This window comes from Treponema saccharophilum DSM 2985 (genome assembly GCF_000255555.1).
Lineage (GTDB): Bacteria > Spirochaetota > Spirochaetia > Treponematales > Treponemataceae > Treponema_D > Treponema_D saccharophilum.
This window is the reverse complement of the sequence record NZ_AGRW01000040.1, coordinates 60329-75445: the sequence shown is the minus strand read 5'-3', so window position 1 is coordinate 75445 and position 15117 is coordinate 60329. Positions and strand designations below refer to the sequence as shown.

Annotated in this window: 15 protein-coding genes; 8 read left to right on the top strand and 7 right to left on the bottom strand. The window is 54.9% G+C overall.

The features are described 5' to 3' along the window. Nucleotides 1–202: 202 nt before the first annotated feature. Nucleotides 203–739, top strand: coding sequence for an HD domain-containing protein (locus tag TRESADRAFT_RS04425; RefSeq protein WP_002703247.1), 537 nt, complete (start codon nt 203–205; stop codon nt 737–739). Between the two features lie 231 nt (nt 740–970). Here TRESADRAFT_RS04425 and TRESADRAFT_RS14955 read toward each other — a convergent pair whose 3' ends face one another. The 4 genes from TRESADRAFT_RS14955 to TRESADRAFT_RS04405 all read right to left on the bottom strand — a co-directional run bounded on the left by TRESADRAFT_RS14955 (nt 971) and on the right by TRESADRAFT_RS04405 (nt 5033). Then, nucleotides 971–3070, bottom strand: a complete 2100-nt coding sequence (locus tag TRESADRAFT_RS14955; RefSeq protein ID WP_002703245.1) for a methyl-accepting chemotaxis protein — start codon at nt 3068–3070, stop codon at nt 971–973. A gap of 194 nt (nt 3071–3264) precedes the next feature. Next, the gene (gene pdxT, locus TRESADRAFT_RS04415; protein ID WP_002703243.1) at nt 3265–3858 is read right to left on the bottom strand and encodes a pyridoxal 5'-phosphate synthase glutaminase subunit PdxT; all 594 of its coding nucleotides are present in this window, start codon (nt 3856–3858) and stop codon (nt 3265–3267) included. Then, nucleotides 3859–4734 (bottom strand): pyridoxal 5'-phosphate synthase lyase subunit PdxS, encoded by an 876-nt coding sequence (gene pdxS / locus TRESADRAFT_RS04410; RefSeq protein ID WP_002703242.1) that lies wholly within the window; start codon nt 4732–4734, stop codon nt 3859–3861. Nucleotides 4735–4760: 26 nt separating this feature from the next. Beyond that, the gene (locus tag TRESADRAFT_RS04405) at nt 4761–5033 is read right to left on the bottom strand and encodes a hypothetical protein (protein ID WP_141607117.1); all 273 of its coding nucleotides are present in this window, start codon (nt 5031–5033) and stop codon (nt 4761–4763) included. Between TRESADRAFT_RS04405 and TRESADRAFT_RS04400 the strand changes: the two genes are divergently transcribed. Genes TRESADRAFT_RS04400 through TRESADRAFT_RS04390 form a run of 3 tightly spaced genes read left to right on the top strand, consistent with a single transcriptional unit; the run spans nt 5027 to nt 7314 of the window. Beyond that, nucleotides 5027–6394, top strand: coding sequence for a TrpB-like pyridoxal phosphate-dependent enzyme (locus tag TRESADRAFT_RS04400; protein WP_002703240.1), 1368 nt, complete (start codon nt 5027–5029; stop codon nt 6392–6394). The genes TRESADRAFT_RS04405 and TRESADRAFT_RS04400 overlap by 7 nt on opposite strands. A 3-nt stretch (nt 6395–6397) precedes the next feature. Beyond that, nucleotides 6398–6847, top strand: coding sequence for a DUF3592 domain-containing protein (locus TRESADRAFT_RS04395; protein ID WP_002703238.1), 450 nt, complete (start codon nt 6398–6400; stop codon nt 6845–6847). 26 nt (nt 6848–6873) lie between these two features. Further along, a complete protein-coding gene (locus TRESADRAFT_RS04390) occupies nt 6874–7314 on the top strand; it encodes a DUF3592 domain-containing protein (RefSeq protein ID WP_002703236.1) in 441 nt (146 codons plus the stop codon). 17 nt (nt 7315–7331) lie between these two features. On the opposite strand, the gene TRESADRAFT_RS04385 is transcribed toward TRESADRAFT_RS04390, so the two are convergent. The 3 genes from TRESADRAFT_RS04385 to TRESADRAFT_RS04375 form a co-directional block, all read right to left on the bottom strand. After that, on the bottom strand, nt 7332–8231 hold the full coding sequence (locus tag TRESADRAFT_RS04385) for a methyl-accepting chemotaxis protein (RefSeq protein ID WP_002703235.1): 900 nt from the start codon (nt 8229–8231) through the stop codon (nt 7332–7334). A gap of 1 nt (nt 8232) precedes the next feature. Next, nucleotides 8233–9375 (bottom strand): FIST signal transduction protein, encoded by a 1143-nt coding sequence (locus TRESADRAFT_RS04380; RefSeq protein ID WP_002703227.1) that lies wholly within the window; start codon nt 9373–9375, stop codon nt 8233–8235. A gap of 302 nt (nt 9376–9677) precedes the next feature. After that, nucleotides 9678–11057 carry a GGDEF domain-containing protein gene (locus tag TRESADRAFT_RS04375; RefSeq protein WP_002703226.1) on the bottom strand — a complete coding sequence of 460 codons (1380 nt, stop codon included), beginning with the start codon at nt 11055–11057 and terminating at the stop codon, nt 9678–9680. Between the two features lie 685 nt (nt 11058–11742). On the opposite strand from TRESADRAFT_RS04375, the gene TRESADRAFT_RS04365 reads away from it, so the two are divergent. Genes TRESADRAFT_RS04365 through pstB form a run of 4 tightly spaced genes read left to right on the top strand, consistent with a single transcriptional unit; the run spans nt 11743 to nt 15083 of the window. Beyond that, nucleotides 11743–12612, top strand: coding sequence for a substrate-binding domain-containing protein (locus TRESADRAFT_RS04365; RefSeq protein ID WP_002703224.1), 870 nt, complete (start codon nt 11743–11745; stop codon nt 12610–12612). A gap of 1 nt (nt 12613) precedes the next feature. Next, nucleotides 12614–13462: a phosphate ABC transporter permease subunit PstC gene (gene pstC / locus TRESADRAFT_RS04360; protein WP_002703222.1), complete on the top strand. Its 849-nt coding sequence runs from the start codon at nt 12614–12616 to the stop codon at nt 13460–13462. Beyond that, a complete protein-coding gene (gene pstA, locus TRESADRAFT_RS04355; RefSeq protein ID WP_002703221.1) occupies nt 13459–14325 on the top strand; it encodes a phosphate ABC transporter permease PstA in 867 nt (288 codons plus the stop codon). The genes pstC and pstA overlap by 4 nt, the downstream gene beginning before the upstream one ends. After that, nucleotides 14322–15083: a phosphate ABC transporter ATP-binding protein PstB gene (gene pstB / locus TRESADRAFT_RS04350; protein WP_002703220.1), complete on the top strand. Its 762-nt coding sequence runs from the start codon at nt 14322–14324 to the stop codon at nt 15081–15083. The genes pstA and pstB overlap by 4 nt, the downstream gene beginning before the upstream one ends. Nucleotides 15084–15117 lie beyond the last annotated feature (34 nt).

Sequence of the window (15117 nt, the reverse complement as noted above, 5' to 3'; positions counted from 1 at the left end):
ATCGCCGATTTTATCAGAAAAGACGAATCGTTTTCTGATTCCGAGCGCGCTTTCCGACCAATATTGGATTTCCGTGAAGCTGAAACCCGCGCCGTGTTTTCCCCGCGTGCGTGTATCTGCTTCTCTTGCAGACACGTTTTTTCGGCTGCTTGACGCTGGCTTTTAGGCTGTGCAATCATCAGACTGTTATTTAGGAGTAAAAATGACAAAAATACATGACGCGATAATCTTCGCGACGATTAAACATCAGAACCAGAAACGCAAGGGAACTGAAATCCCCTACATCGTTCACCCCATGGAAGTTATGCAGATTCTCACCGAAAACGGCTGCTCGGAGAACGTGATTGTCGCGGGAATCTTGCATGACACGCTCGAAGACACGGACACACGCCCGGAGGAAATCGAAAAGCGGTTCGGAAAAGAGATACTCGCGATAGTCCAGACAGAGTGCGAGGACAAGTCAAAATCATGGAAGGAGCGCAAGCAGGTTTTCATCGATTCTCTGAAAAACGATTCGCTTGAGGCGAAACTTGTATGCTGCGCCGACAAACTGTCGAATGCCCGAAGCATGTACGCCGATTTCCAGTCTTGCGGGGACGAACTCTGGAGACGCTTCAACGCGCCGAAAGAGCTGCTTGCGTGGTACTACTTCTCAATCGCCGGTTCATTGTCGGATTTGGACGGCTACAAGATGTACGCTGAATACAAACGGATTTTGGAAGACCTGTTCGGAATGTAGGTTCCAGTTGTCTGGAGCGTTTTTGTTCATGGAGCGGCCGCCGCGTCTGAAAGGCGAAGGAAATTGCGGCGCTAAAACATCAGAATCAGGAACGCAGGGGAACTGAAATCCAATGCGTTTTTTTCGTGTTCGAAAGCGACGCCCTGTCAGTCTCAAGCGTTTCCGAAAAGGATTTTTCCCGAAGACAGGGGGCGTGACGGGCTTTTGGGGGCGTCGCGCTCGTTTTCCCCGCTAGAATTTGAACCCGTCGATTTTCTTCGCGATGTTTCCGACGGCCTCCGCGGTCTCGTCCGAGACGTCGAGCAGGCCGTCCTTTATCGTTATGACGGAATTCGTCACGTTGAGCGCGCGGGAGAGCGTCTCCTTCGTGTTTTCCGTCTGCGCGTTGAGGAATGCGATTTCGTCGAGGATTTTTTTGTTCCCGCCCTGCATGTTTTCCGAAGCCTGCTTGACTTCCGTCGTGGAATCGGCGAGCGAGCGCAGCGCCTCCGTTATCTGCTGCGAGCCTGACGACTGCTCCGCCATCGCGTTGCTGATGGTGACGACGAGCTGCGACGTCTGCTCCATCATGCGCCCCGTTTCCGCGTACACCGAATCGGCGACGGCGGACGACGCGACGATTTCCTCGATGAGCAGTTTTATCGAATCGATTTGCGACGAAATCGCGCGCGACTGCACCGACGAATCCTCCGCAAGCTTCCTGATTTCGTCCGCGACGACGGCGAATCCCTTGCCCGCCTCGCCCGCGTGCGCTGCCTCGATAGCCGCGTTCATCGCCAGGAGGTTCGTCTGCTCGGCGATGTTCGAGATTATCATGTTCGCCTCGTTCAGGCTCTGCGACTGGGACTCGACCTCTGAGATTTTCTTCGAGACCTCGTTGCTCGTCTCGATTCCCTTCTGCGCGTTTTCCTTGAGGCTGTCGAAGGCGCATGACATGTTTTCCGTCGATTTCGTCACGGAATGGATGTTCCCTATCATCTCCTCGACTGCCGCGGATGCTTGCGATGCCGCCGCCGACTGGGATTCGACGAGCCGCTCCAAATCCTCGATTGAGACGGAGATGTTCTTTATCGCGTCCGTCGTCTGCCCGACGCTCCGCTCCTGGCTCTGCACCTGGTTCGTGACGTCGTCGAGGTTGTACGTGAGGGACGATATCGCCTTGTCCGTGGACTCGATGTTCGCGCGGAGACTTTCCGACGATTTCATCATCGAGTCGCGCGCGATTGCGACGTCCTTTATCGTCTCCTGGAGCTTTCCGATGAACATGTTGAAGTTTTTCGTTATCTGACCGATTTCGTCGTTTTTGCCCTCGTTGAGGCGCACGGACAAATCCGCGTTCCCCGTGGAAATCCTGACGAATTCCTTGTTTAGAGCCTTGAGCGGCCTGAACGACACGACGAGGAGCAGAACCGTTATGAGGAGAATCATCACGAGCGATGCGAGGTTCGACATAATCAGCGATTTTGCGAGGACAATCTCCGCCTCGTGCACGGTTGTCTCGGGTATGAGAAGGACGAGCTTCCATGTCGTTCCGGAAATCTGCTTGAAGAACGTCTCGAACGCCTTCCCGCTGATTGTGAGCGCACCGCGACCTTCCTTCTTCGTCTCGAATTCGCGGATGAAATCGTCGGAGAGCGTGACCCCGCCGAGGTTGTCGAGCTTCCTCGACATGCTGTGCGTGTTGTCGGGAGCGCACATGACGAGCCTGTCCTTCGTGAGGAGCATCGCGAAGCCGTTCTTCGAGTCGATGCTTCCGCCCTTTATGTTGCAGATTCCCTCGTTGATGTATGACAGCGGCGTGAGCCCGACGTAGAAGCCGTAGCGCATGTCCCCGTTTTTCTTCGGCGATGATGATTTGCAGACAGGTATGTACGTGTTCTCGAACGTCGTTCCGCACGGGTCCCCGTAAAGCTGCGACAGGTTCTCGTTTTTCATCTGCCTGAAGTAGGGCAGCCCCGACACGTCCTCGATTCTTCCGTCGTCGAAATAGCAGAGCCCGGAGTCGTAGTCGGCGTACCCGATGTTCGTGAAATTCTTCTGCCGCTCTTTCGCGCGCTTTATGAGCATTTCCTGAATCTCGACCGGGTCGGTTGATTTCCTGCCGACGTCGTCGAGCATCGTGTAGCTCCGCATCTGCTGCATCTGTATGTTGTTCCGGTACAATGTCGCGACGCCCAGCTGCTTTATCAGCTCCTTGTTGTCTTCCGTGAACGAATTCCGTGTCGCTTTTACGGCGTTTCGTGCGCTGATGACCGCCGATATCGTGATGAATGCGATTACTGCAAGACCAATTTTCCAGCTCAGGCTGAACGCCAGACTTCTCTTCTTCATAGTAACTCCATCCTTTGTCTTTTGACGTGAAAATCGATTTGCGGAAGAGAGTAATTTATTTGTTTGCGTTTTATATTAAAAAGACACCCGATTTCTATAAAAATAGATGGATTTTTTTGGAAAATTGTGTCAAACGAATGAAAATCCCGCAGTTGGTACCGTTTTCTCCGGGTCTGGCTACGGGATTTTTTTCCTCATCCTGCCTTTCTCCGCGCGGATTGTTCAATCATGGCGAGGAAAAGCTCGTGAATTCTCGTGTCCTCCCCGATTTCCGGATGGAACGCGAGCGCGAGTTGGTTTTTGAACCTGACCGCGACAATCCGCCCGTCAACCTCGGAAAGAACATCGACGTCGCGGCTTTCCGTTTTCTCGACGAACGGTGCGCGTATGAACGCCATCTCGAATTCGCCGATTCCGCTGACGTTTCCTTTCCTGACGAAGCTGCCGAGCTGCCGCCCGTATGCGTTCCGCCTGACCGTTACGGGAAGAGTTCCGAAATGGACAGTCCCGTCGCCGCTTATGTGCTGCGCGAGGAGAATCATCCCGGCGCACGTCGCCAGAACGGGGACGCCCGATTCGATGAGCCGTTTTATCGGCCCGAACATGCCGAGCTCCCTCAAAAGCTTCCCCTGGACGGTGCTCTCTCCGCCGGGAAGGACGATTGCGGAAATCTCGTTCCTCTCGATGTCCTCTTTTTTGCGTAGCTCGACGCATTCGGCTCCGAGGGACGCGAGCATTTTTTCGTGCTCGATGAACGCCCCCTGAACCGAAACAATCCCGATTTTCATTTACTGACCCCTCGCTTCCATTATGAGCTTTATCTCGTTCTCGTTGATTCCGACCATCGCCTCTCCCAAATCCTCGGAAAGCTCGGCGATGAGCTTGGCGTCCGTGAAATTCGTGACGGCCTTGACGATTGCCTGCGCCCGTTTTTCCGGGTTTCCCGACTTGAAGATGCCGGAGCCGACAAAGACGCCCTCCGCGCCGAGCTGCATCATGAGCGCCGCGTCCGCCGGAGTCGCCACTCCGCCTGCCGCAAAATTCACGACGGGAAGCTTCCCGTTCTTGTGGACGAACTGCACGAGCTCGAACGGAACCTGAAGCGATTTCGCCGCCTCGAAAAGCTCGTCCTCCCTCATCGCGCTGATTTTCGCAATCTCGGAATTCATTTTGCGCATGTGCCTCACCGCCTGTACGACGTCGCCCGTTCCCGGCTCTCCCTTCGTCCGTATCATCGAGGCGCCCTCGTTGATTCTTCTGAGCGCCTCTCCCAAATCACGCGCCCCGCACACGAACGGCACTTTGAATTCGCGCTTGTTGATGTGGTAGAGGTCGTCGGCGGGGGAGAGAACCTCGGACTCGTCGATGTAGTCGATTTCGATTGCTTCGAGGATTTGCGCCTCCACGAAATGCCCGATGCGGCACTTCGCCATGACGGGAATCGAAACTGCCTGCTGGATTCCTTTTATCATTTTCGGGTCGCTCATGCGCGAGACGCCGCCTGCCGCCCGTATGTCTGCGGGGATGCGCTCAAGCGCCATGACGGCGCACGCTCCTGCTTTCTCGGCGATGACTGCCTGCTCCGGTGTCGTGACGTCCATAATCACGCCGCCCTTGAGCATTTGGGCAAGCCCCTTGTTCAGTTCGTACTGTGTGTTTTCCATAATTCCTCCTGAAGGTTTGCGGAATCTTATCCGTATTCTGGTATTGAAGTAATGTTCAAATTGATATTTTTCTCGTATGCCAGTTTGCGGCTCAAGGTTTTTCTTATTGCCGCGCTTTCATTTTGTTGCGGTTCCGGATATTTGGCGATATAATTTGTTTCTATAAATAAGAACAAAACAAAGGCTTTGCCCGCTGTCCTGCTATGCAGGAGTTCGTCCGCCGCTTCCGCTTGTTTATTTTGCGTGATGCCGCGGAATTCGGGCATCGCACGCAAAAAGGAGAATTTTTTCCATGTCAAAAGAGATTCCGTACAAGATTTATCTTTCTGAGAACGAGCTTCCCGAGTCGTGGTACAACGTCCGTGCGGATATGAAGAACAAGCCGGCGCCGCTTTTGAATCCTGCGACGCACAAACCGATGACGGCCGAAGAGCTGGGGCATGTTTTCTGCGACGAGCTGGTGAAGCAGGAATTGAACGACACGGACGCCTATATCCCGATTCCGGAAGAAATCCGCGAATTCTACAAGATGTACCGCCCGGCGCCGCTCGTCCGCGCGTACTGCCTTGAGAAGAAGCTCGGCACGCCGGCAAAAATCTACTATAAATTCGAGGGAAACAACACGAGCGGAAGCCACAAGCTGAATTCCGCGATTGCGCAGGCGTATTACGCGAAGAAGCAGGGGCTTAAGGGCGTCACGACGGAGACGGGTGCCGGACAGTGGGGAACTGCGCTGTCGATGGCGTGCTCCTATTTCGACCTCGACTGCCACGTGTACATGGTCAAGGTTTCCTATGAGCAGAAGCCGTTCCGCCGCGAGGTTATGCGCACATACGGCGCGCAGATAACGCCGAGCCCGAGCGACACGACGGAAGTCGGGCGCAAGATTCTCGCCGAATTCCCCGGGACTGGCGGAAGCCTCGGATGCGCCATCTCGGAGGCTGTCGAGGCTGCGACGAAACGCGAGGGATACCGCTACGTTCTCGGAAGCGTCCTCAATCAGGTGCTGCTCCATCAGACGGTCATCGGTCTTGAGACGATGACGGCGATGGACAAATACGGAATAAAGCCGGACGTGATAATCGGATGCGCGGGCGGCGGCTCGAACCTCGGCGGTCTCATTTCCCCGTTCATGGGAAGGAAGCTCCGCGGCGAGGCTGATTACCAGTTTATCGCTGTCGAGCCGGCGTCATGCCCGAGCCTTACACGCGGCTCGTTCGTCTACGATTTCTGCGATACGGGACACGTCTGCCCCCTCGCAAAAATGTACACGCTCGGAAGCGAATTCATGCCGTCGGCAAACCACGCCGGCGGTCTCCGCTATCACGGAATGAGCTCGATCCTCTCGCAGCTTTACGACGACAAGCTTATCGAGGCGCGCTCCGTCGAGCAGACGGCTGTGTTCAAGGCGGCGCAGGATTTCGCCCGCGTCGAGGGAATCCTTCCCGCGCCGGAGTCGAGCCACGCGATAAAGGTCGCGATAGACGAGGCGCTTAAGTGCAAGGAAACGGGCGAGGAGAAGACGATTCTCTTCGGGCTTACCGGAACAGGATATTTCGATATGTACGCATACAAGGCGTACAACGACGGAACGATGAGCGACTATATCCCGACCGACGCCGAAATCGCGAAAGCCCTCGAAAAAGCGCCGAAGGTCTGACGGATGAGAAGAACAAAACAACACGGGGACCCGCGGCTCGGAGCGGCAATTTTCATAATACTCGGCATTTTGTCGCTCGTTGCGGGGCTCGTGTTTTTTGTTGTGACAAGGCGGAAACGAAAACGGTGCAGCGCGCCCGTCTCGGCGAAAGTCGCGGAGAATCTTTTTGAGCGATCCACCATCGGGACGGGAAGCAACAAAAGTTCTGTTTCCGTCTATTATCCTGTGTTCGAATTCACTTTCCGCGGAAAAAAAATGCGGGTGAAGTCGAACACGGGTTCCTATCCGCCCGAATACAAAATCGGCGATATCGAGGAAATCCGCGTGAATCCGGACAATCCGCAGGAACTCGTTTCCGGAAGCGGAAAAATAGAGGTTATCGTCTCGGCTGCCCTGATTGCGTTCGGGCTGCTTTTTTCCGGAATCGGTGTCCTGATTGCGCTTTCCATATGACATATCTTTAAACGGCGGAGGAACGTATGAGGATGCACAGGCTTCAAAAAGAGCCTTCGAAACGATTTTTTGTCGTTTTCGGAATCATTGCCGCGGTGTTTTCGATAGGCGGCGTCAATCTTTTTCTTTACGATTGCAATCTCAGAAAATCGTGCAGCGCGCGTGTTGAGGCGGTCGTCGTTGAGAACGTCAGGCATGGCGGAAGCCGCAGCAGGAACTCCGTCGCGCCGGTGTTCGAGTACGAATTCAACGGGACGGCATTCCGGATAGAGAGCAATGTCGCGACGTATCCGCCCCGGCTGAAAGTCGGCGAGCGCGTGAATCTTCTGGTGAATCCCGAAAATCCGGGAACGTTTGTGGAGGAGGGAAGCGTGCTCTTGCGGCTTGTGTCCGCGGTGATGGTCGCGGTGGGCGCGCTTTTTCTGGGAACAATCGTTTTCGTGTTTGCCCGGGAAAAGCGCGCCTGAATCCGTCCCCTTCCGCTTTACGCGAAAATCTCCTTGTGGTTTTCCATCCACGCGAACAGCTTTTTCAGCTGGAACATGAACGAGAGCAGGTCGCCCGTCTGTATCGTGCTCTGCGCCGCCTTTGCCGCGATGCGCTTCACTTCCTTAAGGTTCTCCTCCTCTGCGTTTTTCGCCGCCGTAAGAATCTGCATCTGGCTTTCCTGCATTTTTCCGAGCACGTCGTACATGAAGCCGATGTTTTCCGAATTCGCGTTGTTGATTTTCGTCAGCTGCTCGTTCGACGTCACTGCCGTTTTCTGGATTGAGTCCATGAATTCGTCGTGCCTGTGGTTGTCCTCCACAAGCGACTTCACTTCTTTTCCGATGTCCCTGACCTTCGCCTCGATTTCGCCCGAAATTCCGCTCGTGCGCCCCGAGAGCGTCTTGACCTCGTTCGCGATTATGCGGAATCCCTTTCCGGCGTTGCCCGCGCGCGCCGCCTCGATTGACGCGTTGAACGAGAGGAGCCTCGTCTGCTCGGAGACTTCCTGGATGCTCCGGATGTAGTTCCCGATTTCTTTTATCCGCTCGTCCAGCTTCTTGACTTTCGCGTCGAGCTCCTTCCGCTCCTTCTGCGCGTCCACAATCGAGCGGCTGAGGTTCTGGAACTCCTCGCATATCGCTTTGAGCGACTCGCTGTTCGCGCGCGATGTGTTGAGCATGGTGTCGGCTTCCTTTTTGGAGTTTTCGCTCGACTCCGAGAATTTGTCCATCGCACTCTGAAGCTTTTTGTAGACGCCATCGTCGGACGTCAGCATCGCGATATATTCCTTGAGGAACCCGCCGATGTTGTTCGTCGAGTTGCAGTTTTTTATCAAAGTGTCCACCAGCTCCGTTCCTGCCTGGAGAAGCTTCTCTTTTGTGTATGTTTTTTCCATTTTATTCTCCTATTACAAGCGTGACGAGCGTCTGGTTTGAATTCATGTGCCCGAACTGTTCCCCGTACGTCGAGAATCCGCTGTAGGTGGGGAGATACCGCCTCCAGACCTCGCTGATTTTTCCCGTAAGCCCTTTTTTCTGGAATCCGACCGTCCTCAGTATGCAGTTGAACAAAATGATGCAGCCGGGGCGCGGAATCTCGCTCGTTATTTTCCGGCAGGTGCTTTCCGTCATCTCGACGGGGTCGTGCGGCATCAGTATTTCCTGAAGCGAATCCTGAAGGACGCGCGCGTACATGGTGAGCTTGCCGTCCTTGTCGAAGCTGACGAGCGAAGCTATGAATATCTCGTCGCCGAAAACGCGCCCGAACGGATGGTCGAGGAGCGCGTCGTTCACCTGTCCCTCCGTTATGCCGAGAACCTGCGCGTACCTTCTCCGCGGGTTCTGCCCGTCAATCGCGTTCACGATGTGCTTCTCCGTGTTGACGTCGGTGAGCTTCACGTTTTTTCCCGTGCGCTGGAAGATGTTCTCCTTGTATATCCTGAATGCGCACGATGTTTTTACGAACAGGACGACAGCCGCATTCGAAGACGTGACGCCGTTGCAGCTTACCGCAGTCGAGGCGAATTTCATGTCGTCGCCCGCCGAGCCGCCCGCAATCATGAAATTCTGGTCTTTGATAAGCGAATACAACTGCGAGAGGATGATTTCCTCTGCCGACATGAGGCCGCAGATAAGCGTTATCGCGAAAGCGTCGCGCGAGCAGTTTTCCGACGACAGGGAGATGCCGATTTTCGATGCTGCGCTTGTGATTTCTTTGTTGCCCAGGATGGGAAATTGGTCGATGCCGTCGATGAGAACCCCGCTGAATTGCGACTTTCCGTTGTCGTAAATCGCGTTGAGCACTATCGAGTTCGTCGTGAACCCGTCTTTCGTGATTTCGCCCGCCGTTGTCGCCCCTATAACCTGCGCCCTCGGGAATTGTTCGTGGAGGAGCGACGAGAGCTTTTCGAAATCATACCTTGTGCTTGCGAAAAAGAGTATCGCGCTGTAGGATGACGGCGTTTTTTTGAGCCGCGAGCATAAATCTGTCACTGCCTGTGCTTCGTCTTCTTTTTGAGTCTGGACGACTTCCTGATTCATCTAAAAACTCCTTGTCTTTCCTAGTTATGGAAAATATAGCCCTGTGCGGAATCGCTTTTGCGTTTTCGTATGGAAGGTAAAAATTTTAGTGGAATAACGATTTAGTATAACATCCTTTCCGCCATATTCAAATTTTTTGAAATTAAAGGCTATATATTGAAAAAAAACGATTTTCTATGAAAAAAACGTCAATTTTCCGATTCCTGGCGATTTCGCGCGTGCGTTCCTCCCGGAAAGCGCATTTGCGGAAGGGGAACGCGCGCGTTCTGCCGGAAATCCGATGATTCTGTTCGGTTTTTTGCCTATTTTCGGGCTTTGTCGGGATGGAGGGCGTAGAATTCGTTTTTGTCCGCATACATCGCCTCGTCGGCAATATGCATGCACAGGCGCAGGTCCTTCTCTCCCTGGCTCCAGTCGGCGCCGATTGCGAGGCACACATCCGCGCCGTATCCGCAGCTGTCTTTAAGTTTTTTGACTGCGGAATCGAATTTTTCCCTGTCGCAGTCCTGCATAATCACGATGAATTCGTCGCCGCCCGAGCGGTAAATCTCGTCGTTGGCGAACTGAGCCTTCAGCAGGGCGGCGGCATTTTTGAGGAGCTTGTCGCCCGCCTCATGCCCTCCGCTGTCGTTGCACTGCTTCAGCCCGTTCAAATCCGCGAATATGATTCCGAACGGCGCGCGCACGACGTTCCGCCCGTCGACGTGGTAATCGACACGGGCGTTCATCGAGTTGCGGTTCTTCACGCCCGTCAGGAAGTCGATGTTGCTCATGTATTCGAGCTTTTCCATGAGGTCGTTGTTCGCGATTTCCGCGGAAAGGAAAAACGCCGTCAATTCTATGAAGTCCTTGATTTCGATAAGTTTTTCCGTGTTGAAATTCGTTATGAAAAGCACGCCGAACATTTTCCGCCCCTGGGACAGCGGGACAAGCACGAGGCTTTCCACTTTCGAATTCCTGAGGCTTTTTACCCAGATGGGATTCTGCTCGGCAAGCTTCTGCATGTCGAAATCATCCTTGATTATTATGAGGTCGCGGTTCTCCAGCGTTTTTTCCCAAGAGAACACGACATCAGGCGTCAATTCGGGCATAAAATCATCTATTTTTGCCTCGTCGTTCCGGAATTTCGAGCAGAGCGGCGCGTATTTCCGCTTCTCGCGGTCAATCATTATTATGCAGCTGCAGAACGACTGCGTGTTTTTCTGTATGTCCGTGATTACCGTGTTCATCGCCTCGTAGAAGTTGTCGGCGCCGCGCAGGTTTATGCACGTTTTGATGACCTGCTGCGCGACTTCGAGGGACACGTTCGACATTTTTTCCGATTCCGGGCCTTTCGTGAATTCGAAGAAAAACATTAGGTAATGGAGCCTTTCGTCATTTCTGTCGTATGAGAGCGGAATGTAGTCGCTGTCAGTCCAGACATTCAGAGCCTTGACATCGACGTACGCGTGAAGGTGCTGCTTGAGAACGGCACAACGGTAGCAGAATTCCTCGAAATTCGGCTCCTTCGGAAGCAAATCCGAATAAATCATATCGTCGCGGTATTTTTCGCCCATTATATGCTTGTACATCGCGTTTGCGCGGACAATCCGTATCTCGCCGCAATGGTTGTCTTCCGTATTTTTGACGGAAAGAACGGCTGCCGCCATTCCGCATGAATCTACAATGCTCTGAAAGTCCATGAAACTATTTTAGATTCGATTCGGAAAATTTCAATCTTTTTTTATTGTATAATCTCCGCAATTTGCCGCAATGCAGAAGCCCCTGCCCGTCCGTCAACGCGCACACTTTCGCTAGCAAGAGCCGCGAGCGCTCCGCAAAAACCGCCCGTCCGTCAGACAAAAATCGCCCATCCGCCAATGCGCACACATGCGCCAGCAAGTGCTGCGTGCGCAAAAAAAACCGCCCGTCCGTCAAACAAAAATCGCCCATCCTCCAACGCGCACACTTTCGCCAGCAAGAGCCGAGAGCGTGCGCAAAAAAACTCGCCCGTCCGTCAAACAAAAATCGCACATCCGCCAATGCGCACACATGCGCCAGCAAGAGCCGAGAGCGCGCGCTCCGCAAAAACCGCCAGTCTGTCAAACAAAAATCGCCCGTCCGCCAATGCGCACACATGCGCCAGCAAGAGCTGCGAGCGCGCTCCGCAAAAACCGCCAGTCTGTCAAACAAAAATCGCCCATCCGCCAATGCGCACACTTGCGTCAGCAAGTGCTGCGCGCGCGCGCTCCGATAACTAACGATAAACGCGAGTGACCAATGCGCGCGCCTTTTTCCAGAATTTAACAGAATCTTCCTTTTGTTTTTACACAGGCCGTGTAGATTTTCCCCAGCAAAAGCAAAGGACTGTGTCCTTGGGGAGTTTTTATGAAGAACAATGTGAAGAAGGCAATCGCGGGAATCGCCATCGTGTCGTCGGCGTGCGCGGTTTTTGCCGCGGCAAAATTCAGCGCGAGGAAATCGATTTCGGTCCTGAGCCGCGAGGACGGGAGCGGCACGCGCAGCGCGTTCGTGGAGCTTTTCGGGATAGAGAAGAAGGTGGCGGGCGGAATCAAGGTCGATTACACGACTGACGAGGCGGCTATAACGAATTCTACTGCGGTCATGATGGCGAACGTTGCCTGCGACCGGTACGCAATCGGCTATATCTCGCTCGGCTCGCTCAACAATTCGGTCAAGGCGGTGAAAATCGACGGGGCGGATGCCTGCGTATCGAACATCGACAACGGCTCCTACAAAATCAGCCGCCCGTTCAACATCGTCGTCAGGGACGGGATTTCGGATGCCGCGCGCGATTTCGTCAGTTTCATTTCGAGCAGGGAAGGGCAGTCGGTAATCGCGGCAAACAACTACATAAAGGTTCCCTCGACGAAGGCGTTCGTCTCGAACAACGCCTCCGGGAAAGTCGTCGTCGCCGGTTCCTCTTCCGTGTCGCCGGTGATGGAGAAGCTCGTCGAGGCGTACCGGTCCCATAACGAGAACGTCAGGATTGAGCTTCAGACGAGCGATTCGACGACGGGCATCGCGAACGCGATGAGCGGGACATGCGACATCGGAATGGCGAGCCGCAGCCTCAAGCAGACCGAGAGGGCGGGCGGCGTCTACGAGATTGCAATCGCCGTCGACGGGATCGCCGTCATAGTGAACAAGGAAAACCCGGTCGGGAATCTTTCGCGCGAGCAGGTGGAGAAGATTTTTACGGGGGAATACACGAAATGGTCTTCTGTCTCCAGGTGATATGAAAGCGAAAGAGAAAATTTGGGAAATGATATTCCTGCTGGCGGCGGCTTTCAGCATCGTCGCCGTCCTGCTTATTTGCGTGTTCCTTTTCGCGAACGGCATTCCGGCGATGAGGGAAATCGGGGCGGGAAAATTCCTGCTCGGGACAAGATGGAAGCCGGGGAACGGGATATTCGGAATCTTTCCGATGATTGTCGGAAGCCTGTACGTTACGGCGGGCGCGGTCGTCGTCGGCGTCCCCGTCGGATTCATGACGGCGGTTTTCCTCTCGCGCTTCTGCCCGAGGCGGCTTCGCGGGATACTGAAACCGGCAATCGATTTGCTCGCGGGAATTCCGAGCGTCGTGTACGGTTTCTTCGGGCTCATGATTATCGTCCCGTTCGTGCGGAACGTTTTCGGGGGGAACGGCTCCTCGATTCTGACGGCGAGCCTCCTTCTTGGAATGATGATTCTCCCGACAATCATATCCGTTTCGGAAAGCGCGCTCAACGCCGTGCCGCAAAGCTACTACGAGGGAAGCCGCGCGCTCGGCGCGAGCCACGAGAGGAGCGTCTTCCTTGCGGTCGTCCCCGCGGCACGGTCGGGAATCCTTGCCGGCGTGATTCTCGGAATCGGGCGCGCGATAGGCGAGACAATGGCGGTGATAATGGTCGCCGGAAACCAGGCGCGCATTCCGGCGAGAATATTGAAGGGCGTGAGGACGCTGACGGCGAACATCGTAATCGAGATGGGCTATGCGGCGGAGCTTCACCGCGGCGCGCTCATCGCGACAGGCGTCGTCCTGTTCGTCTTCATACTCATCATCAATCTGGGATTCAACATCCTGAAAAACAGGAGCGCAAGATGAAAAAAGCGACAAGTGGATTTGCATCGGCGTCCGCGCCTTGCGGGAAAAAGGACGGCGCGGTTCGGTGCGCGGTGTATGCGTGCGCGTTCGTGACGATGCTCTCGCTGCTTTTCATGCTCGCATACATCCTCGCGAAGGGGGTGCCGCACATCGGCCCGTCCCTTTTCCGCCTCAGGTACACGTCGGAGAACTGCTCCGTCATTCCCGCGCTCGTGAACACGGTCGTGATGACGGGGATGGCGCTTCTGATTTCGTGCCCGCTCGGAATCGGAAGCGCGATATACCTCGTCGAGTACGCGAAAAAGGAGAACAGGTTCGTGAAAATCGTGCGGATGACGACGGAGACGCTTACGGGCATCCCCTCGATAGTGTACGGGCTTTTCGGGATGCTGCTGTTCGTCGGCTTTCTCCGCTGGGGATACTCGCTTGCGGCAGGGGCGGGGACAGTCTCGATAATGATTCTCCCGACGATAATGCGGACGACGGAGGAATCCCTGCTTGCCGTTCCCGATTCATACCGCGAGGGAAGCTTCGCTCTCGGCGGCGGAAAGCTTCGCACCGTTTTTTCGGTCGTCCTTCCGGGCGCGATGCCGGGAATCCTCGGCGGCATCATCCTTGCCGCGGGGCGCGTCGTCGGCGAGACTGCCGCGCTCATCTACACCGCGGGAACCGTCGCGCAGATTCCGCCGAACGTGTTCGGCTCGGGGCGGACGCTTGCAGTCCACCTGTACGTGCTCAGCTCCGAGGGGCTGCGCACCGAGCAGGCGTTCGCCACGGCTGTCGTCCTGCTCGCCGTCGTCATCGGAATCAACATGGCGGCGGGTGCGCTGGCAAAGAAAATCGGAAGAAGGAGCGGAGCATGAATTTCGGGAAGCAGATAAAAATCGAGAATCTCGATTTGTTCTACGGGAATTTCCACGCGCTGAAGGGCATAAACCTCGGCATAAACGAGAACGAGATAACGGCTTTCATCGGGCCGTCGGGATGCGGAAAATCGACGCTACTGAAATCGATAAACAGGATGAACGACATGGTCGAGGGCTGCCGCATAACAGGAAAAATCATGGTGGGCGGCTGCGACATCCTCGACCGCCGCGTTGACGTGAACAGCCTCAGGAAGAACGTCGGCATGGTGTTCCAGAAGCCGAACCCGTTCCCGATGAGCATCTACGACAACATCGCCTACGGGCCGCGGACGCACGGCATGAAGAAGAAGGCGGAGCTTGACGAGATTGTCGAAAAATCGCTCAGGAACGCCGCAATCTGGGACGAGCTGAAGGACGACCTCAAAAAATCTGCGCTTGCCTTGAGCGGAGGGCAGCAGCAGCGGCTGTGCATCGCCCGCGCGCTTGCCGTGCAGCCGGAAATCCTCCTGATGGACGAGCCGACCTCCGCCCTCGACCCGATTTCCACGTCGAAAATCGAGGACTGCGTGCTTGAGCTGAAGAAGAAGTACACGATTGTAATCGTCACGCACAACATGCAGCAGGCGGTGCGCATCAGCGACAGGACGGTGTTCTTCCTTCTCGGCGAGATTGTCGAGGTGGGGCGGACGGAGCAGGTTTTCAGCAGACCAAAAATGAAGAGGACAGAGGATTACATTACGGGACGCTTCGGATGATGCGCGCCCGCTTTGTGCGGAATGTTTTTTATGG

Coding starts and splice junctions, on each gene's coding strand:
- TRESADRAFT_RS04425 (WP_002703247.1), top strand. CDS start 203: ATGACAAAAATACATGACGCGATAATCTTCGCGACGATTAAACATCAG.
- TRESADRAFT_RS14955 (WP_002703245.1), bottom strand. CDS start 3,070: ATGAAGAAGAGAAGTCTGGCGTTCAGCCTGAGCTGGAAAATTGGTCTT.
- pdxT (WP_002703243.1), bottom strand. CDS start 3,858: ATGAAAATCGGGATTGTTTCGGTTCAGGGGGCGTTCATCGAGCACGAA.
- pdxS (WP_002703242.1), bottom strand. CDS start 4,734: ATGGAAAACACACAGTACGAACTGAACAAGGGGCTTGCCCAAATGCTC.
- TRESADRAFT_RS04400 (WP_002703240.1), top strand. CDS start 5,027: ATGTCAAAAGAGATTCCGTACAAGATTTATCTTTCTGAGAACGAGCTT.
- TRESADRAFT_RS04395 (WP_002703238.1), top strand. CDS start 6,398: ATGAGAAGAACAAAACAACACGGGGACCCGCGGCTCGGAGCGGCAATT.
- TRESADRAFT_RS04390 (WP_002703236.1), top strand. CDS start 6,874: ATGAGGATGCACAGGCTTCAAAAAGAGCCTTCGAAACGATTTTTTGTC.
- TRESADRAFT_RS04385 (WP_002703235.1), bottom strand. CDS start 8,231: ATGGAAAAAACATACACAAAAGAGAAGCTTCTCCAGGCAGGAACGGAG.
- TRESADRAFT_RS04380 (WP_002703227.1), bottom strand. CDS start 9,375: ATGAATCAGGAAGTCGTCCAGACTCAAAAAGAAGACGAAGCACAGGCA.
- TRESADRAFT_RS04375 (WP_002703226.1), bottom strand. CDS start 11,057: ATGGACTTTCAGAGCATTGTAGATTCATGCGGAATGGCGGCAGCCGTT.
- TRESADRAFT_RS04365 (WP_002703224.1), top strand. CDS start 11,743: ATGAAGAACAATGTGAAGAAGGCAATCGCGGGAATCGCCATCGTGTCG.
- pstC (WP_002703222.1), top strand. CDS start 12,614: ATGAAAGCGAAAGAGAAAATTTGGGAAATGATATTCCTGCTGGCGGCG.
- pstA (WP_002703221.1), top strand. CDS start 13,459: ATGAAAAAAGCGACAAGTGGATTTGCATCGGCGTCCGCGCCTTGCGGG.
- pstB (WP_002703220.1), top strand. CDS start 14,322: ATGAATTTCGGGAAGCAGATAAAAATCGAGAATCTCGATTTGTTCTAC.